Raw genomic sequence first — 18,633 nt, 5'->3', positions numbered from 1 at the left:
ATGAGCGATCGCGATAATTCAAAAGAAGAGCTGCTGGCAGAATTGGAATCGCTGCGCCAAGAGGTAGCAAAGCTAAAAAGCGCTGAAGCTGCTTTTAAGGCGCAAAGCGAGCTGCTGGAGAATTTGGTGGAAATGGCGCGAAGCTCAGCCGAAAAGCACCTGCTGACGGGTATTTTGAAAAAAACCCTGGAGGTTGCCACCAGACTGACGGACGCAGAGAGAGGCAGTTTGTTTTTGCTCGATCGCGATGGTGCTGTCACCGCCAGTATCCTAACGCGCAAGGACACTACTGCGGAGGAAAGCACTCAACTAATTGGAGCTGTTCTGGATAAGGGGCTGGCAGGTTGGACGATCCGCAACCGTCAAGTAGGATTGATCGCTGATACCAGACTCGATGACCGTTGGTTTGAGTTTCCCAATCAGCCTTACAAGGTTGGTTCGGCGCTAGCTGTTCCCATCCTCAGAGGCGAAGTGTTGCTGGGCATTCTCACTCTGCTTGACAGCGAGGTCGGTCATTTTAACTCGGAACAAGCTTTGCAAATGCTCTTAACAGCGGAACAGATCGCCTTAGCGCTAGAAAATGCCCAACTCTACGCCAAACTGGATGAATCTTACAGTTCGTTAGAAAAGACTAAACTAGCGTTGCAAAACGAACTGGAAAAAGGTCGCCTTTTGCAAAGAGATTTTCTGCCCGATCGACTAATTCAGCCTTCTGGGTGGGAAATTGCGGCTTGTTTCTACCCCGCCCGCGAAGTAGCTGGGGATTTCTATGACGCTTTCACACTGCCAGGGGACTATGTGGGCTTGGTGATTGCTGATGTGTGTGACAAAGGCGTGGGTGCCGCTTTGTTTATGGCTTTGTTCCGCAGCTTAATGCGGCTGTTTTCCGGCCAAATTCGCTTAGAAGAATCGGATGTGCTGAAGAGAGAGCCGGCTATCTCAGCAGACGATGCGATCGCACCTCATAAAGCTGACTATTCGGCAGAAATCGACGCTCTCAAAGCAGTTTCCCTTACCAACAATTACATCGCCAAAACTCACTGGCAGATGAGTATGTTTGCCACTATGTTTTTTGGTGTGCTAAATCCTGCCACGGGTTTGCTGACTTATGTCAATGGTGGACACGAGCCACCAATTATTATTGGTGAGTCTGGGGTGAAAAACCGCTTGAAGCCGACTGGCCCTGCCGTGGGTATGATGCCTAACGCGAAGTTTAAAACTCAACAAGTTCAGCTAGAACCTGGTGATATTTTATTAACTTACACCGATGGCGTACCGGAAGCTCACAACCCAGAAGGTAAATTTTTCACCGAGCAAAGGTTGCTAACCTTAGCCCAAGAGCCGACAACTGGTGCAAATGCTTTAGTGGACAGCATTGAAAAAAGTTTGCGCGACCACATCGCCGATACGGTTCAATTTGACGATATCACTATGCTGGCTCTGCGTTGGGCAAAAAATTAAGCAAAAAAGATAAATATCGAAGCTCGTGGGTGTAGGTAAAAATGTTTTACATTGGCAATTAGTTGTCATCCGCACTCATCGATGGAACAAGATTTTTGCGAGCCGAAAAATTTTATAGAGCGGGCGATCGATCGCTATCCCCCGATCGTACCTCCCAACACTTCCACCCTGGAAGCGATCGCTGCTATGAGCAACTCGAGCTCCAGTTATGTTTTAGTCGGCATCCAACATAAAGTACTCGGTATTTTCACAGAACGGGATGTTGTGAAAATCACCGCCAACAAAATCTCCTTAGAGGGCATTCCGATCTCTCAGGTGATGACTCGGCAATTGATTACCCTCAATATTGCAGAAGCCAACGATATTTTCTCGATATTAGCTTTGCTGCGCTCATCCCAAATTCGTCATTTGCCCATCACAGACGAAGACGAAAAGGTGGTCGGCGTTATCACTCCACAAAGTTTAAGGGCAATCCTCAAACCCAGCGATTTGCTGCAAATGCGGCGCGTTAGGGAAATTATGACAACCGAAGCGATCTCTGTTAGTACCGAGGTTTCGGTTTTTGAGGTAGCGCGGCAGATGGCGACCCACCGCAAAAGCTGCATTGTCATTTGCCAACAAGCCACTACCCATTCCTCCCCGTCTAGACAAAAGGGTGAAGAAACAGAAGAAAATTTGTTATTGGAAAGAAAGTTTAAGCTAAATACAGCTAACCAACCTCAAAAACCTATTGGGATCATCACCGAACGAGATATTGTTAAATTTAAAGCCAAAGGGTTGGATATCGCTCAAACACCAGCCACAGCAGTGATGAGTTCCCCTCTGGTTCTCGCGCAGCTCAATTTTACATTGTGGCAAGCCAATCAAATCATGCAGCAGCACAGCATCCGCCGCTTGGTAGTAGTTGACGAGCGCGGATATTTAGCTGGAATCATCACCCAAAGCACTCTATTGCAAGCTTTAGATCCTGTGGAAATGTACTCCACCGTGCAAATTTTACAGCAAACTATCACTGAAACAACCCAAGAGTTGAAACAGGAAGTCGCGCAACGCAAACAAGTAGAGGAAGCCTTGCGAGATGCCAAGAAATATTTAAAAGCAGAAGTTTTAAAGCGAACTCTGGAATTAACTCTTGCTAACGCTCAACTTCAGCAAGCTCTTAACGAGCGCATTGAAGCCGAAGCGGAAGTGCGCCGTCTCAACGCCTTCCTGGAACAACGAGTACAAGAACGCACGGCTCAACTGCAAGCGAGTAACCAAGAATTGCAACAAGCTCTTAGCAATCTCAAATCTACGCAAGAAGAATTGATTCAAGCAGAAAAAATGGCAGCATTAGGACAGCTAATTGCAGGTATAGCTCACGAAATTAACACTCCGCTGGGAGCTATTCGAGCTTCAATTAGTAATATTTCCACTGCATTAGAAAAATCAATTCGCCAATTGCCCCAGCTTTTCGAGCAGCTAGATAGCGGCGATCGCATTCAATTGTTTGCTTTATTAGAAACTGTTCGTCAAAACCCTCAAGACCTTTCTTTCAAAGAAGAACGGCAATTTAAACGCGCCCTAAAAAAAGAATTAGAAGCCCAAGGTATTGAAGATGCAGATGCGATTGCTTCTACTCTGATTAAAATAGGTATTACTCAAAATGTCGAGCTTTTTATTCATCTTTTGCACTCTCCCAATTACAAGTTAATTTTAGAAGCAGCTTCTTATTGGTCAGTGCAACAAAATAACGTTCAGAATATTATAATGGCTAGCGAGCGAGCCTCAAAAATTGTTTTAGCTCTTAAGAATTACGCCCGTCAAGAAAATTTTGGGCAAATGACCAAAGCTAAGATTGCAGAAGGAATAGATATCGCTCTTACTCTTTATCGCAATCAGTTAAAACAAGGAATTGAAGTAATCAAAAATTATCAAGACGTACCAGCCATACTATGTTATCCAGAAGGCATCAATCAAATTTGGACAAATTTGATTCATAATGCTATCCAAGCCATGAATGGCAAGGGCAAGTTGAGAATAGATGTATCCGAACGGGATAATCATATTGTAGTCCAATTTACTGATTCTGGTTGTGGCATTCCACCAGAAATAAAAGATAAAATATTTACACCTTTCTTTACAACTAAGCCTCATGGAGAAGGTAGCGGATTGGGGTTACATATTACCCACAAGATTATTGATGAGCATCACGGTAAAATTGAGTTAGAGAGCGAACCAGGTCGAACAACCTTTCGCGTATGGCTACCCATTAAATAAATTTAAGGCGAGGTAGTGTTATGGTCAAAAAAGCGATTTTATGTGTAGATGACGAAAGAATTGTACTGTTAAGTCTGCGAGATCAATTAACTAATTATTTAGGCGAGCGCTATGTCTGCGAATTCGCAGAAAGTGCTGACGAAGCTTGGGAAATTATTGAAGAATTAAACCAAGAAGATATCAAAATTCTTATAATTGTTTCCGATTGGCTAATGCCGAATATGAAAGGAGATGAATTTCTCATTAAAGTTCACCAACAATTTCCTAACATTGTGACGGTATTATTGACTGGACAAGCGGATGAGGAAGCCATAGAACGAACTCGAAAGTATGCAAACCTCCATAGCTATATACCCAAACCTTGGGATGAAGAAACTTTAATCCAAATCCTCAAATCGGGGTTGGAGGAAAGCAATGAGTAAAGGTGCGATTATCTGCATTGACGATGAAAGGGTTGTACTGGTTAGTCTTAGGGATCAGCTAAATAATCACTTATTAAGCGAGTTTGACATTGAACTAGCTGAAAACGGCGAAGAAGCTTTAGAAATTTTGGCAGAATTACAAGCAGATGATATAGAGATACCTCTAATTATTTGCGACCAAATAATGCCGGGGATAAAAGGAGATGAACTGCTAATCAAAATTCATTCCCTGTACCCAAAAACTTTGAAGATTATGTTGACCGGACAAGCTAGTACGGAAGCAGTGGGTAATGCGCTGAATCATGCTAATCTTTATCGTTACATTGGTAAGCCTTGGGACGAAACAGACCTTTGTTTGACAGTTACAGAAGCAATTCGCAGTTATTTTCAGGATAAAGAATTAATTTATAAAAATCAGACTTTACAAAAAATTAGAACAGAACTGGAAGAGTTAAACGCATCTCTAGAACAGAAGGTGGTGGAACGCACAACGGAATTGGCAAAAGCTAATGCCCAACTGCAACAAGAAATTAACGAGCGCAACTTACTAGAACAAAAGCTCAGCACTTCCGAGAGGCAAATTCGGACAATATTTGAGGCAATGTCTGAGATTGTATTAATTGTTAACGATCGTGAAGAAATCACCGCAGTGCCAACAAATCCCGGTCGCTTTTATAAATTTGAAACTGACCTTGTTAACTTAACCATAGAACAATTTTTTCAAGACAAAAACAATACTTGGTTTGGTAAAGTTCGGCAAGCATTAGACAGCCAAGAAACCATCAACTTTGATTACAGTCTGTCCGTCGGCGAACGGGAAATTTGGTTTGCAGCCAGCATTTCACCGCTACCAAATAATTCGGTGACATGGGTGGCCCGCGACATTAGCGATCGCAAACAAGCAGAAGCAGCTTGGGAGAAAGCTAAAGAAGCTGCTTTACGCGCCAACCAAGCTAAAAGCGAATTCCTCTCGAAGATGAGCCATGAATTGCGAACCCCACTCAATGCTATCCTGGGTTTCACTCAACTGCTTGCCCGCGACAATAGCCTCAATCAAGTGCAGCGGGAACAATTGGGAATAGTTGAACGCAGCGGAGAGCATTTATTGCAGCTGATTAATGATGTATTGGAAATGTCCAAAATTGAGGCTGGCAGAATCGCTTTCAATGAGAATAACTTTGATTTAATTTCTACGCTCAATTCGATCAAAGAAATGCTGCAACTCAAAGCTGAATCTAAAAGATTGCAGCTGATTTTTGATTGCGCTCCCCATACTCCGCAATACCTGCGAACAGATGAAAATAAATTGCGTCAGGTTTTAATTAACCTGATTGGCAACGCCATCAAATTTACTTCGTCGGGAGGTGTGGTATTGCGCGTGATGCCGGGAAATGATTTAGCAGAAATTGTAAGCGAAAATGCCACAAAATCCCGCAAGCTTTTGTTTGAAGTAGAAGATACCGGCCCTGGTATAGCGCCCCACGAGCTTGATACTTTATTTGACCCTTTTGTGCAAACAGAAACGGGAAGAAATTCGGAGCAAGGTACTGGTTTGGGTTTGCCGATAAGCAGACAATTCGTACAACTGATGGGAGGGGATATTACTGTTAATAGTGTGTTGGGTGAGGGAACTATTTTTAAATTTGATGTCAAAGTTGAGCTGGTAGAAGCGAAAGAAGTTCAAACTTACCAGTCAAGTAAGAGAGCGATCGCATTAGCTCCCAATCAACCAAAATATCGCATTTTAGCAGTAGACGATCGCTGGGAAAGCCGCCAACTTTTGATTCATCTACTCTCCCCACTTGGGTTCGACGTGCGTGCAGCAGAAAACGGTCAACAAGCTATTGAAGAGTGGCAAAGTTGGGAACCAAATCTAATATTAATGGATATGCAAATGCCCGTGATGGACGGGTACGAAGCGACTAAATATATTAAAGCGCATTTAAAAGGTCAAGCTACCGTAATTATTGCCTTGACTGCCAGTGTTTTTGAAGAAAATCGCATCACCGTTTTATCAGCAGGTTGCGATGATTTTGTGCGTAAGCCTTTTCGAGAAGAAGTACTCTTGGAAAAGCTCGCCACTTACTTGGGGGTGCGTTACGTTTACTCAGAAGCGCAATCTACTACTTCCACCCAATCTAGAGAAAGTCAAAAGCAGCTAGAACCGGAATCTCTAACTGTAATGCCTTCTGGGTGGATAACACAGCTATACGAGGCGGCTGATTCTATCGATAATGACCGTATTTTGGAATTAATTGCCGAAATTCCAGCAGAAGAAGCTTTTTTAGCCCAATATTTGACGGATTTAGTTAAAAAATTTCGTTGCGATGCAATTATCGATTTAATTGAACGAATTAATCGTTAGGGTAAGTTCGACATAGATCAGAAGCCCTATTTTTCTCAAAAACCGGGTTTCTGGGATCGTTCGATCGTGCTATTGACAAATTAGCCTAAAGTGTGATTGTGTGGGTTTGAGAATAATTACTTAGGAATTAATACTCATTAAAACATATTCTCGCTTTTTACTCGATTTCTACCCCAATTTTTTTACTTTTAAGCTGTAATCTCTCAAATCAAGGCAGTTAAATAACTGTCTGGAGGGATAAAAGTAAATTAATTTTAGGAGAGCTTGACAAAATGCTTGACGCTTTTTCCAGAGTTGTAGAACAAGCTGACAGAAAGGGCGCTTACCTGAGCGACGACGAAATTAATGCTCTTTCGGCAATGGTTTCCGACAGCAATAAGCGTTTAGATACAGTCAACCGCCTGACCGCCAACTCTTCGACGATTGTTGCCAACGCTTATCGCGCTTTGGTAGCCGAAAATGCTCAAGTTTTTAATGCTGGCGGTGCTTGCTTCCACAACCGCAACCAAGCTGCTTGTATTCGCGATATGGGCTTCATTTTGCGCTACGTTACCTATTCAGTGCTAGCAGGCGATGCCAGCGTTATGGACGATCGCTGCTTGAACGGTCTGCGCGAAACCTATCAAGCTCTCGGCACTCCTGGAAATGTTGTTGCTTCTGGCATTCAAAAGATGAAAGATGCAGCGATCGCGATCGCTAACAATCCCAACGGTATCACCAAAGGCGATTGCAGCTCTTTGATGTCTGAAGTAGCTGGCTACTTCGATCGCGCTGCTGCGGCTGTTGCCTAAAAAGTCACCGACTTACACCTTTTGAAATCATTTCGCACAACATAGGAGTATAAAAGCATCATGAAAACCCCCTTGACCGAAGCAATTGCAGCAGCAGATTCTCGTGGCGCATACGTCAGCAACACCGAATTGCAAGCGATTTTTGGTCGTTTCAACCGCGCTAAAGCTGGTTTGGAAGCATCTCGTGCATTCGCCGCTAATGGCAAAAAATGGGCTGAAGCAGCAGCCAATCACGTTTATCAAAAATTCCCTTACACCACTCAAATGCAAGGCCCGCAATATGCCTCTACCCAAGAAGGCAAAAACAAGTGCGTGCGCGATATCGACCACTACCTGCGTACTATCAGCTACTGCTGTGTAGTAGGCGGTACTGGCCCCTTGGATGAGTACGTAGTAGCTGGTGTCAAAGAACTCAACGCTGCCCTGGGTCTGTCTCCCAGCTGGTATGTTGCCGCTCTGGAATTCGTCCGCGACAATCACGGTCTATCGGGTGATGCGGCTGGTGAAGCCAACAACTACATCAACTATGCCATCAACGCTTTAAGCTAAGAAGGCTTTTGGGTCTGAGATATAGGCAATCGTCGAGCGGTCGGTTATTGGAAATCGGTCATTAGTAATTGTTGGCAGTTAATTGTTAAGAGAATCAGCAATTAACGCGAACACTAAATAATAATTAATGACTGATAACTAATGCCTGATAGCAGCAATTGTCTGTTTCCCAGACCCTGATTCATAAAAAGTGGATGGAAAGCCAAAAATTTGCAAGGGAGCTTAAAAAATGAGCAGTTTAGCGGTCGAAGAGCGGCTGGGAATTAGTTCGGAAACTGGCAGAAAAGTTGAACTTCGCCCGAACTGGAGCGAAGATGAATTGCGAGCAATATTCCGGGTAGCCTACGATCAAGTATTTGGTCGCCAAGGGGTTTATGCCAGCGAATCATTCACCAGTGCCGAAGCTTTGTTACGTAACGGCACAATCAACGTGCGGCAATTTATCCAGATTTTGGCTAAATCCGAACTTTACAAAGAGCGCTTTTTCTACAATAATTCGCAAGTTCGTTTTATCGAGCTCAACTACAAGCATTTGTTGGGACGCGCTCCCTACGACCAGTCGGAAATTGCCTACCATGTAGACTTGTATAATTCTCAAGGCTACGAAGCAGAGATCGATTCTTATCTCTACAGTGCAGAATACGACAATGCTTTTGGGAATTATGTGGTTCCCTTTTACCGTGGTTTTCAGTCGCTGCCAGGAATGAAAACCGTTGGATACAACCGGATATTTGAGCTTTTCCGGGGTAGCGCTAACAGCGATAACGCTCAGTTTGGCGGCAAAAATTCCCGACTGCGGCAAAAAGTGTCGATGAATTTGCCTAATTCAATTAGGGCACCGCTGTCAGTATTAGGCAGATCTTCTGAGGCGGTCGGTGGAACTTTAACCAGCGCGGCTGTACGTGGAGATGCCAGAGTGTACAGAATTGAAGCGGTTGTCGGTGGCGTAAGCTCTAAGGTAGCAGTGCGTCAGAGCAAGCGGGTTTATACCGTGTCTTACGACCAACTTTCGACGACTTACCAAGAAATTCACCGTCGTGGTGGTAAGATAGTCAAAATTGAACAAGCCTGAGTAAGTAGGGACTGGAGACTGGGAAGTCAAAAGCCAAAAGTTAAAATAAGTAATATTTTTTTAACTTTTGACTTTTGAATTTTGCTTGTCTATAGTCCCTAATGTTTATCTAAAAATTTTGCTATGACTGCTACTTCACCCCCAGAGTTAATCCTTTCTAAAGAAGCTGCGATCGCTGCCTTAAAAGGAGACGATAATCAAATTCGCTATTACGCTGCTTGGTGGTTAGGCAAGCATCAAGTTGAAGAAGCTTGGGCCGTACTTTGCGAGGCGCTAGAAGACGATCGCTATCGCACTCCCCAAGGCGGATATCCCCTGCGGCGTCAAGCAGCAAGGGCTCTCGGTCAATTGAAAAATACGCAAGCAGTGCCTGCATTGTTGGAGGCATTGAACTGCGAAGATTTGCAACTGCGAGAAGCAGCGATTCAAGCATTAGCAGCTATTGGCGATTCAAGAGCAGAAAAACCTTTGCTGGAACTCTTAGGATCGGAAGGCGAGCAACCGTTGGAAGCTTTGATTGAAGCGCTGGGAACTTTACAAGTTTGGTCAGCACAAAAGCAAATCGAGGGATTTCTGGAACACAATTCTGAGCGCGTTCAATGTGCTGCCGCTCGATATTTATATATTTTTACTAAAGAGCCTCAGTACATCGAACGAATTATTAAAAATCTGACTCACCCAAATATGTATTTGCGCTGGGCAGCAGCATTCGATTTGGGAGCGATCGGTCACATAGAAGCAGCAGAAGCAATTATTAATGCTAAGGTGGCTAATAGTCTAAAGCTGTTGAATTTGAAGCGAATTTTAGAATCTGTATTAAGTAGCGATCGCTCGGATGAAGTAGAAAAGCAAAAAACAACCCGCTTATTGCTGGGCGCAATAGATGATTTGTTGATTCAACTTTGAGCTAAACCAATTCTTTGCCAAACTAAAAAAAAAATAGCATTTTAAGTATGAACGCACTTAACATCAACAATAGCGAAGGGTCTAGAGATTTAGATATTGCTTGGTTAATTCAGCAGTTACGTCGTGCCTCAACTCCCACTGATACAGTGAGTTTAATTCAAACTTTATCTGCTAGGAAAACCACTGTAGAGAATACAGAAGAAATTATCGCTGCTTTCATAGAAATTTTGAGCCATCATCATCCTTCTGTACCAGCTGCGGCGGTGGAAGGATTGGTGAAACTTGCGCCACACTCTGTAGAACCATTAATCGCTGCTTTCCGAGCTTCTGCGGATCACGGACTGCAAGCTTATATCGTTCAAGCTTTAGCTAAAATTGGCGACGGTAGAGCTTTGGATCTGTTGCTGGAAGTGGTGGGTGTGGAAGTAGCAAATCACTGTCAGGGTAATGTCAGACGAGTTGCAGCGCGGGGTTTGGGACGCATCGGCAGTACATCTGGCGACCTAGAAATGATTAAGCGTGCGATCGAAAAACTAACCTGGGCATTGTTGAAAACGGAAGATTGGGCGCTGCGTTATGCAGCTACAGTTTCCCTGCAAGAAATTGCTACAGTTGAAGCGATCGCATCTTTACAACAAGCGTTAACTCAAGAACAAGATAACACCGTGCAAACGCGAATTAAAACCGCTTTGGAGGAAGTTACAAGTTAGAAACTAACTCATAGCCTGTCGATGCTTTATCCAATATTTTGGAATATCCCAAATTTTCCAAAAACTCAATGATATTTTTTTCTTCTGGAGAGTTTGCAGTTTCCCAGAACACTGTTTTGATAGCTTTCGCTTCAAACAAAGGTTTACAACTCTCTAAAATATTAATGTCATAACCTTCAGCGTCAACCTTAAGTACATCTATTTTTTCTTCATTGTATTTCTTTAACAAAGAGCTTAAAGTCAGCATAGGAACGCTACGGGTGTTTGGTCGAGCGGCATCAGCTACCACTTTACTCAACATCGTGGGCTCTCCCAAAGTATCCAAGAATGCTACCCCATCGCGATCGCCTATACAGCCATCAAAAATTAAATATCTAGAATCGTAATCCTTGAGATTTTCATGCAAAATTTCCACATATTCTTGGACTGGTTCAACAGCGATCGCTCGCGTTTCATCCTTTTGCAGCCACAAAACCGAGTAATAACCAAAATTAGCACCAATATCAACAAATAATCCTTTCCTTTGCGGCGACATAATTTCTTTTGTCAGATATTCCTCATAGTACCCGCTAACCACAAAAAAGCGAGCGTGCAAACAATTTGGATTAACCTTTACCATTCTCTGCGGGAATTGCCGAGCCGTTCCGTAGGTATATTCAAATTCAGATTGAGAATTTACTGGAAATTCAGATAGAGTCACCCATGTTAAAGGAAATGCGTATTTAGAAGGTAGTAAATGCAGCCAAAACTTAATAATTTTTAAAGCATTAGCATCACCCAGATAATATTTTAACAATTGCCAAATAATTTGAACCGCTTTTTGTTTGGAATTCATAAAAATCTCTCCAATTGATTTTTTACACACCTAAAAACTTTCTATAAACATCCAATGTATCCTTAGCAATTTGACTCCAAGAAAAAATACGTGCAACTTCAATACACTGTTGAGAAAGCTGAGAATAACTCACTTCATCCAAAGTCAGCAGCTTGATTATCTGGTTGCTAAACTGTTCGGAATCACCAGCAGTCACCATCAAGTCATCATCAAAATGATGTAACATTTCTCGCGGGCCAGGAACATTATATGCCACAGTCGGAAGACCGCAAGCCAGTTTTTCCAATACCGCAAAACCAAATCCTTCAATGTAACTGGGGAAAGCTCCCACCGTTGCTTTACTCAAAAGTTTTGGCAGTTCCTCGCCTGCAAAACGGGGTACAATCTCAATCCAATCACAAGCTGGCATATCGAGATCGGCGAAAATTGCTTCGGAGCTAAAAGCTGTACCTAAAAATAGAAAGCGTGCATCTGGAACTTTAGCCTTTGTACGCATCATAATTTCTGCAAAATCTCTAGCCCCCTTCCGCGCTCCCCAAGTACCGATGAAAACAACCTGCTTAGAAGCTAGCCGCACCGCCGCAGGTTGAACCGCTTGGGCAAATGCTTGTTGTCGCTTTGGGGAGAGTCCGAAGGGAAAGACAAAACACTTCTCTCCCATACCCAGCACATCGCGGACATAGGCTTGTTCGTCCTGATTGGGCACGTTGATAACATCGCAGTTTTGCAAACTCGGCAAACAGTCAGAGATTTCCTTTCTAGACAGCCAAGATCGCAGCCAGTTTCCAATCAAAGTTTTCTTTCTTTTTGGTGGCCATTTAATTTTTTCTTGCTTGGCAAATTCCTCGTAAAAGGCATATAATCCCACGGAACGGGCAACAAGTAAACCTTTAATACCTAATTCTTGCTTAGAAAAAGGTAAATTGCCTTGGTGAGCGTCGATAATATCAAACCGATGGGCATTTGCCTGCACAAAAGCTTTTGCTTTACTTGCAAAACTGGGACGAGTTAATCTTTGCAAGAAAGATGAATTTTCTTCCGGAAAAGCATCGTTATAGTCGAATTTCTGCACTTCATGTCCCATTGCCCGAAATTCGTCTGCCAACTCCAGTTGAACTCGCGAACCTCCCAAGTCGCGATGCCAAGGCATATGGAGTATCATCAGAATTTTTAAAGTTTGAGCCATTGTTCAAATATTATATTTTAGTACTCAACCAAAACTTATGTCTAACCGGATTAATATAATGCCTTAAAACTATTGTTTTACCTGCATATTTATCTGCATAAATGAACTCATCGTCACGACGCACTAAAAATCGGGTGGGATCGAGAGGCAATGCTTTGTTACAGTGCATTGTTAAATGCACCATAGTTTGTTCTGTGAAGTAGTTAGGAATTTCCTGAAGTTGCGCTAAGCGATTTAGAGGCTTCTCCCAATCTAATGGCTTGTTTAGTAACATAAATCCACTGTTGACGGGATTGGCTTTTTCTGATTCATTGTCAAGCAAGCGCTCATCTAAGGCGGTAGCACAATCAAGCAAATAGCGGGGTTGGCCATCGCCCATTTCTACCAAACTAATTAATTCATCAGCACCCGGAAAAAATAGAATATCTGAATCGGCGTAGATAGTTGTTTGGTTAATAGGGATAGACATTAAGACAGAAAGCTTTTTACCCAATGGATGAATATTTGCATATTTACGCAAACATTCAATTAAATCTTTTTTGACCAAGCTGTCCATATGTACTACGTCTACACAAGGACTTATTTGGCGAAGCAACTGACAGCTATCGGGAGCATAAGTACCGTCAGAAACGACTATGAACTGGTCAGGAATACCTACATAACGGACAAAAGAGCGAATACTCGCTACCTGTTCCGGTAAATCGCGATCGCACGAAAAAGAGTAGACCTTCACGGGAACTTTTCGAGATTGGGCGATGGGACGCTTTACTATCCAAGGAAGTGCTGCACGATACACAGAACAAAAAGCATATCCCTGCATCCTAGCTGCACGGTACTCAACATTTATTAGTCGTATAGGGTCTTTTAGTAACACCATATTGGCTTGGCTTTAATAAGTATGTAACTTTTAGAAATAGCTGAGATTATCAAAGTTTTGACGGGATGTTTGAGCGGGCGCAATCGCTCCCTGATACTTAATGGAAACCAAGCTCTATAATAATTTAATAAACTTGTTTTCATAACATTTATCCAAATTCCTATTGTCACCAATGATTCTCTAGACTCAATTAAGTAGGCACTGCACTAGGAGAAGCATTAACGGCCTACCGATTTCATAACCCAAGAGTATACTTTCTGGCCGAAAATTGCTTTTATAACCATCTTCCAAAAAACTGGCCACCGTAGCAGAGTTGGTCTGGCAAATAAAGCCGTCAATAAACCCACTTTCCCATCTGGATATTTACCATCTGTCAAAGAATGGATAACTAAGTAATCTTTTACGTCCATTCTATAAATTATGCGCCGAATCAAAGGTAATTGTGTCGATTCGGCTAAAGCTACTCGACTAAACTCTGCCATTCCTCCTTCATAAGGAATCAATGTTTTGTTACTTCCATGTAGCTTGTCTTTTGACCAAGTTTGCTGCAAATAAATTTGTTTGGGGTTTTTGCTAAGGGCTCTCAGAAAGTATTGGTAATCCATGACCATATAAAGTTTTTTGTCTAAGGGGAAACAATCATCTGCTAGCTCTTTGTCAAGAAAAACATCAGCTTGGGTGAAACCGCAACCTGCAATCCAAAACTTAAGATAACGTTCAAAATCTGTGGGTACAGAATATACAGCTTCTTCGCGACCATCATTGTAGACAACAACGCATCCTCCAGCAATCAATTTGTAGCCGTTTAAATAATAGTTGACTACTTTTTCTAGTGCTGAAATAGTGTAAGAGCAATCTGCATTCAACCAAGCAAAAATTTGGCCTGTACACAGTTGAAAGCCTTTATTGATAGCATCTGTCTGCCCTTCGTCTGGTTCGCTTACCCAGTATGTTATGTACTTTTCATACTTCTTGATAATTTCAACTGTACGATCGGTAGAACCACCATCAATAATAATGTACTCTAAATTTGGATAGCCTTGGAGCAGTACAGAACGTATTGTTTCCTCAATAAAGTGGCCATAGTTATAACTGGGAGTAACTATACTGATTCGGGGCCATTCAGAACGATCGGGCATTCGGTCTGGCAATGGTTGACTTTCCTCAGTCCAAGGCCACCCGGTTCGATCGGGCGGTGGAGCGGGTAAGTCTTTGAGAGTTAGAGCTTTAGCGATGGGTGGCATGATAATATAAATAAAGCAAGTGCTAGCAACTAAAATTTAGTTTAATTGTGCAACAATTGACGATACAATTCAATATATCGATGAGCCTGTAGTTCCAGAGAGTATTCTTGAAGAGCGATCGTCCGACACTGCTGGCTCATGCGCTCGCGTAAATTTTCATCTTCTAATAGTTGGACAATACCGTTACGAAAGTCTTCGATATCGTCCGGGGCTGCTAAGTAGCCAGTGATACCTGGACGTACCAGATCCGGAACTCCGCCTATTTTAAACGAAACCATCGGCGTACCACAAGCCATACTTTCTTGCAACACCAGCGGTAAATTATCGGCGCGGGTGGGAAAAACAAATACATCGGCAGTAGAATAGGCAATGGCTTTGAGGCGATCGCCACTGGCAAAGCCAAGATTGACAGTAGGCAAATCGGCAGCTTCGGCCATCGCTTCACCGCCATCACCGAGAATCAAAAGTACGGTTTCGGCTTTTAGCGATGCAGGCAGGCTTTGTAGCGCTTTCAATACCAGGTCATTGCCTTTGCGCGGATCTTTGAGACTCGCCGCAGAGAACATAATAACTTTTTTGTTTGTCGGTATACCCAGCAGGGAACGACACTCTTTGCGATCGAGCGGTCGGTAAACTTCCGTGTCGATGCCGTTGGGTATGTGATAAATAGGAAAGCGGTTGAGCATACTCTGCTTGGCTTCGTTGTAAAGCCATTTACTCAAAGCCACAATTGCGAGATTAGAGCGACTGTATACCCAATCTTTCAGCTTCCATTCTATGCTGGTATTATCTACATTAATCCCTGGATGTATATCCGGGTAAGGACATTTTCCACAGCCTATTTTCCAGCGATCGCAGTCATAACTATAACTGCAATGACCTGTAAAACTCCACATATCGTGGAGGGTAAAAACCGCTGGTTTTGTAGCGGTTAATGAGGGAATTGCCAGATAATTAAAGTAGCCAGTATGAAGATTGTGAAAGTTGAGAATATCTGCTTTTTGATAAAAAGGGTGTTTGGGAATATCAAAGCTGCTAACAAGGTGAATATGATTAAAGCCCAGACGCCAACTAAAGCGATAAATTTGGTTTTCTATGGGCGGTTTGCGGGTTACAACAGCCACGCGATCGCTGCTTGTTTTGACTTCTCCCACCAGCAACCGCGAGTCAATACCTTGAGCTAACAACCCTTCGTGCAGTCGGTATGCCGCGATCGCCGCTCCCCCTATAGTATCAGACTGATTGATCTGAAGTACATTCATATTTTACTTAGTTATTCCTCAATAATTTGTTTTAATCCAAACATCAGTCTCTTATTTATATCTTCTGGAAGCCATCTCAAAATTTTTCCCAATGTTGATGTGGGTGGTTTGGGTTTTATTATCCAGTTTTCCGGCTTTTCCAGATAATTTAGCATATCTCTATCTACAATTCCCAGATCTTTAAAATACCTACTCAGTTCTAATCCATAATCAAAGCACTTCATTGCCCTACAAATAGTTAAATATTTAAGGGCTTCCTCCAAAGAAGGGTTTTTTCCTTGGCCGATGAGATCGAACAACCACAAAGCTTCACACCAAAGCGGTTGTTGTTTCCCATATTCAATTAGAGAATTCTTCCGCCCCACCTTATAAATTTTGATGTCAAACATCATAAACCCTTTCGAGCGCATAAATTCATCTATTTGGGCATAAGTCGTTTCCCCTATGTAATTTTCTAAAAATCCCGTTTCAGTTTCTACGCAAAACGCATTTTTCAAAACTAAATCGCCAGACTGTAATATTGGCAATTCCAGCCCTTGAGTGTCAATCTTGATAATATCGGCTTTCAAACCTTCTTTGTTCGCTAATGCGTTAAGAGTCGTACACACTACAGAACTTGTTCCCGTTTCTTTAAATAAATCGTGATATGAAAAACGGTTCAGCCACTGGTGATTTGGGCGTAGTAGCGACGAACAGCCAACCCTTTCCGTCAAGTAAATTGTTTTTGTTCCCTCTTCGCCAGCAATAGCATAGGGGAAATATTTCGCACTCTTGTACGGGTGAGGAAGGCTACTCAAACGTTGGCATTCTTCTGAATTTGGATCGAATCCAGTATACGATAACAGAGGAAATAGTTGCTCCCACTTTTCCTCTAACGAACCACTACAACCTATATCTACAAAATCAATTGATTGCACTTCTTGAAAAGCACTTTGCATGGTATTTACCCTAAAACTTATCCTCACGAAAAGCAAAAATATTCAAGATCATATCCATACCTGAGTAAACATCGCACTGATAAAACGGCTGAAGAGAAGGGCGCATTTGGTGAACATGAAGCCTATAACCTGCTTTGGTGAGTATATTTATTATAATATGGAGAGTTTGGGGTTGATTAGCAAATGAATGATATTCAACAAACAAGTTGTCTACATTCACCAATAAATCTTGGCAATCTTTAATTACCTCCGTTTCAGCACCTTCGATATCTAGTTTTAAGAAATCTACTTTTTTACTTAAGTAATCACGTAGGCGAATTGTTGATACTTGGTATTTTTCTTTGTCTGGTTCATGCTGCATTAATCTGCCACCATCAGCACCTTCAGCCATAAACTCAAGCGTAGTTTCTGACGTCCAAACTGCTTTATCAATTAACTCAATGCCAGATAATCTAAGTCTCTGTATATTATTTTTTAAAACATTAAAAACATTAATATCTGGTTCAAAACCGACGACATAGCTATTTGGATAAAGACGTTTAAAATATAAAATACTTAAACCTATATTTGCACCGCAATCTATAATTAATGGCTGTGCTTCTTTCGATTTAAATTTATATATTTGCTGTTCAAATATCTCTTTGTACATAAACAGAAAAGAAGCACTATCTACTAATTCTATTTCAGCCCCAAGAATATTAGTAAAACTGCGAGTATAGCGAGGGGTATTTAACAGTTTTTTTGTGGCCAAATAGGATCTTCTGTAGTGGGGTCGCAACGCCAGCTTGCCTAAATGCTTTATTTCGCTTAAAAACATGATTTTAATTTTCCTTTAATTAACGACAAGCGTCGGCGCAATTTTCTAGTAAACGTGTTGCTTTCTCTAAAATTTTTACCACCAAATAGATAGTCAAATGTGTAATTGTCAGCATCTCGATGCCTAACCATAAATGGCGGATGTTCGATATTGCCGATATCGCTTGTTGGTAATTGTGCCCACGGACTGTCATAAGACGTATGCGTTCCTTCATTTCCAAAGCCAATATTAGAAACAAGATTGCAGTTAGGAAGTATTGATAGGCCATTTTGACACCAACAGCCATAAAGCCATTGGTAATCCCAAGTATTCATACCACCATTAAATACAATATCAAATATATCTGTCCAGTATTTCTGCTCCAACTGGTCTTCGCAAACTGAACTTATAAGGTTGACATTTTTGTATTCCGGCCAAGATTTCATATTAACATCATAGTATTGCCAAGCTCTTTTCCAAGAAGCCCAACCCCAAATGTGAGTATATTTTGAATAATAATAACTGTACTCTGTCCTGCTTTTGCCTAACTGAAAATTATCGCCGCTAATCATCATAACTCTCTCATCATAACGATAGCGCTCTAGGAGAGTTTCGCAAAAACGGAAAAATGATGGATGTGGCAAACAATCATCTTCTAAAATAATTGCTTCCTCTACTTCTGAAAAAACCCAATTCAATCCACTAGAAACCCGCTCTTTGCATCCCAGATTGGGTTCTGAAAAATTGGTAAGCACTTCGCATTCCCAATTTATATTAGCCATAACTGCTGCCCTAGCCTTTTGACATTTTTCATCTTCTTCGGGAAAGCGGGGGCCATCTGCTACTACTAATAACTTTTTGGGCTTGGCCTTAGCGATCGCGTCAAAAACAATCTTTGTTAGATGAGGACGATTGAAGATGAAAAAGGCAATAGGTGTAGAAATAGACAATAAATTCATA

The 18,633-nt window shown here is 42.1% G+C and carries 17 protein-coding genes; 9 read left to right on the top strand and 8 right to left on the bottom strand.

Annotation, left to right across the window (positions count from 1 at the left end):
- The 9 genes from H6G03_RS01325 (at window position 1) to H6G03_RS01285 (ending at window position 10,535) form a co-directional block, all read left to right on the top strand.
- Window positions 1-1,461: a PP2C family protein-serine/threonine phosphatase gene (locus H6G03_RS01325; protein ID WP_190461283.1), complete on the top strand. Its 1,461-nt coding sequence runs from the start codon at window positions 1-3 to the stop codon at window positions 1,459-1,461.
- Window positions 1,462-1,542: 81 nt separating this feature from the next.
- On the top strand, window positions 1,543-3,720 hold the full coding sequence (locus H6G03_RS01320; protein ID WP_190461281.1) for a CBS domain-containing protein: 2,178 nt from the start codon (window positions 1,543-1,545) through the stop codon (window positions 3,718-3,720).
- Window positions 3,721-3,740: 20 nt separating this feature from the next.
- Window positions 3,741-4,142 (top strand): response regulator, encoded by a 402-nt coding sequence (locus H6G03_RS01315; protein ID WP_190461279.1) that lies wholly within the window; start codon window positions 3,741-3,743, stop codon window positions 4,140-4,142.
- Entirely contained in the window at window positions 4,135-6,507 is a 2,373-nt protein-coding gene (locus H6G03_RS01310; RefSeq protein ID WP_190461277.1) for a response regulator, read from the top strand. Before H6G03_RS01315 ends, H6G03_RS01310 begins: the two co-directional genes overlap by 8 nt.
- A 272-nt stretch (window positions 6,508-6,779) precedes the next feature.
- Window positions 6,780-7,298: a globin family protein gene (locus H6G03_RS01305; protein ID WP_190461275.1), complete on the top strand. Its 519-nt coding sequence runs from the start codon at window positions 6,780-6,782 to the stop codon at window positions 7,296-7,298.
- Between the two features lie 60 nt (window positions 7,299-7,358).
- Entirely contained in the window at window positions 7,359-7,847 is a 489-nt protein-coding gene (locus H6G03_RS01300) for a globin family protein (RefSeq protein WP_190461273.1), read from the top strand.
- A 229-nt stretch (window positions 7,848-8,076) separates the two neighbouring features.
- Window positions 8,077-8,919: a phycobilisome rod-core linker polypeptide gene (locus H6G03_RS01295; RefSeq protein ID WP_190461272.1), complete on the top strand. Its 843-nt coding sequence runs from the start codon at window positions 8,077-8,079 to the stop codon at window positions 8,917-8,919.
- A gap of 123 nt (window positions 8,920-9,042) precedes the next feature.
- Window positions 9,043-9,825: a HEAT repeat domain-containing protein gene (locus H6G03_RS01290; protein WP_190461270.1), complete on the top strand. Its 783-nt coding sequence runs from the start codon at window positions 9,043-9,045 to the stop codon at window positions 9,823-9,825.
- 47 nt (window positions 9,826-9,872) lie between these two features.
- Complete coding sequence (locus H6G03_RS01285; RefSeq protein ID WP_190461267.1) at window positions 9,873-10,535, top strand: HEAT repeat domain-containing protein; 663 nt, start codon at window positions 9,873-9,875, stop codon at window positions 10,533-10,535.
- On the opposite strand, the gene H6G03_RS01280 is transcribed toward H6G03_RS01285, so the two are convergent.
- The 8 genes from H6G03_RS01280 to H6G03_RS01245 form a co-directional block, all read right to left on the bottom strand.
- The gene (locus H6G03_RS01280; protein WP_190461265.1) at window positions 10,525-11,370 is read right to left on the bottom strand and encodes an FkbM family methyltransferase; all 846 of its coding nucleotides are present in this window, start codon (window positions 11,368-11,370) and stop codon (window positions 10,525-10,527) included. The genes H6G03_RS01285 and H6G03_RS01280 overlap by 11 nt on opposite strands.
- 22 nt (window positions 11,371-11,392) lie before the next feature.
- A complete protein-coding gene (locus tag H6G03_RS01275) occupies window positions 11,393-12,556 on the bottom strand; it encodes a glycosyltransferase family 4 protein (protein WP_190461263.1) in 1,164 nt (387 codons plus the stop codon).
- 10 nt (window positions 12,557-12,566) lie between these two features.
- A complete protein-coding gene (locus H6G03_RS01270; RefSeq protein WP_190461261.1) occupies window positions 12,567-13,433 on the bottom strand; it encodes a hypothetical protein in 867 nt (288 codons plus the stop codon).
- Window positions 13,434-13,651: 218 nt separating this feature from the next.
- Window positions 13,652-14,677: a glycosyltransferase family 2 protein gene (locus H6G03_RS01265; RefSeq protein WP_190461259.1), complete on the bottom strand. Its 1,026-nt coding sequence runs from the start codon at window positions 14,675-14,677 to the stop codon at window positions 13,652-13,654.
- A 41-nt stretch (window positions 14,678-14,718) separates the two neighbouring features.
- Window positions 14,719-15,939: a glycosyltransferase family 4 protein gene (locus H6G03_RS01260; RefSeq protein ID WP_190461257.1), complete on the bottom strand. Its 1,221-nt coding sequence runs from the start codon at window positions 15,937-15,939 to the stop codon at window positions 14,719-14,721.
- 11 nt (window positions 15,940-15,950) lie between these two features.
- Window positions 15,951-16,877, bottom strand: a complete 927-nt coding sequence (locus H6G03_RS01255) for an FkbM family methyltransferase (protein ID WP_190461255.1) — start codon at window positions 16,875-16,877, stop codon at window positions 15,951-15,953.
- A gap of 10 nt (window positions 16,878-16,887) precedes the next feature.
- Window positions 16,888-17,694, bottom strand: coding sequence for an FkbM family methyltransferase (locus H6G03_RS01250; protein WP_190461253.1), 807 nt, complete (start codon window positions 17,692-17,694; stop codon window positions 16,888-16,890).
- Window positions 17,685-18,632: a glycosyltransferase family 2 protein gene (locus H6G03_RS01245; RefSeq protein WP_199315077.1), complete on the bottom strand. Its 948-nt coding sequence runs from the start codon at window positions 18,630-18,632 to the stop codon at window positions 17,685-17,687. Before H6G03_RS01245 ends, H6G03_RS01250 begins: the two co-directional genes overlap by 10 nt.
- Window position 18,633: the final 1 nt, after the last annotated feature.

The sequence above is a fragment of the Aerosakkonema funiforme FACHB-1375 genome (assembly GCF_014696265.1).
GTDB classification, from domain to species: Bacteria; Cyanobacteriota; Cyanobacteriia; order Cyanobacteriales; family Aerosakkonemataceae; genus Aerosakkonema; species Aerosakkonema funiforme_A.
This window is presented reverse-complemented; position numbering and strand designations above follow the sequence as displayed.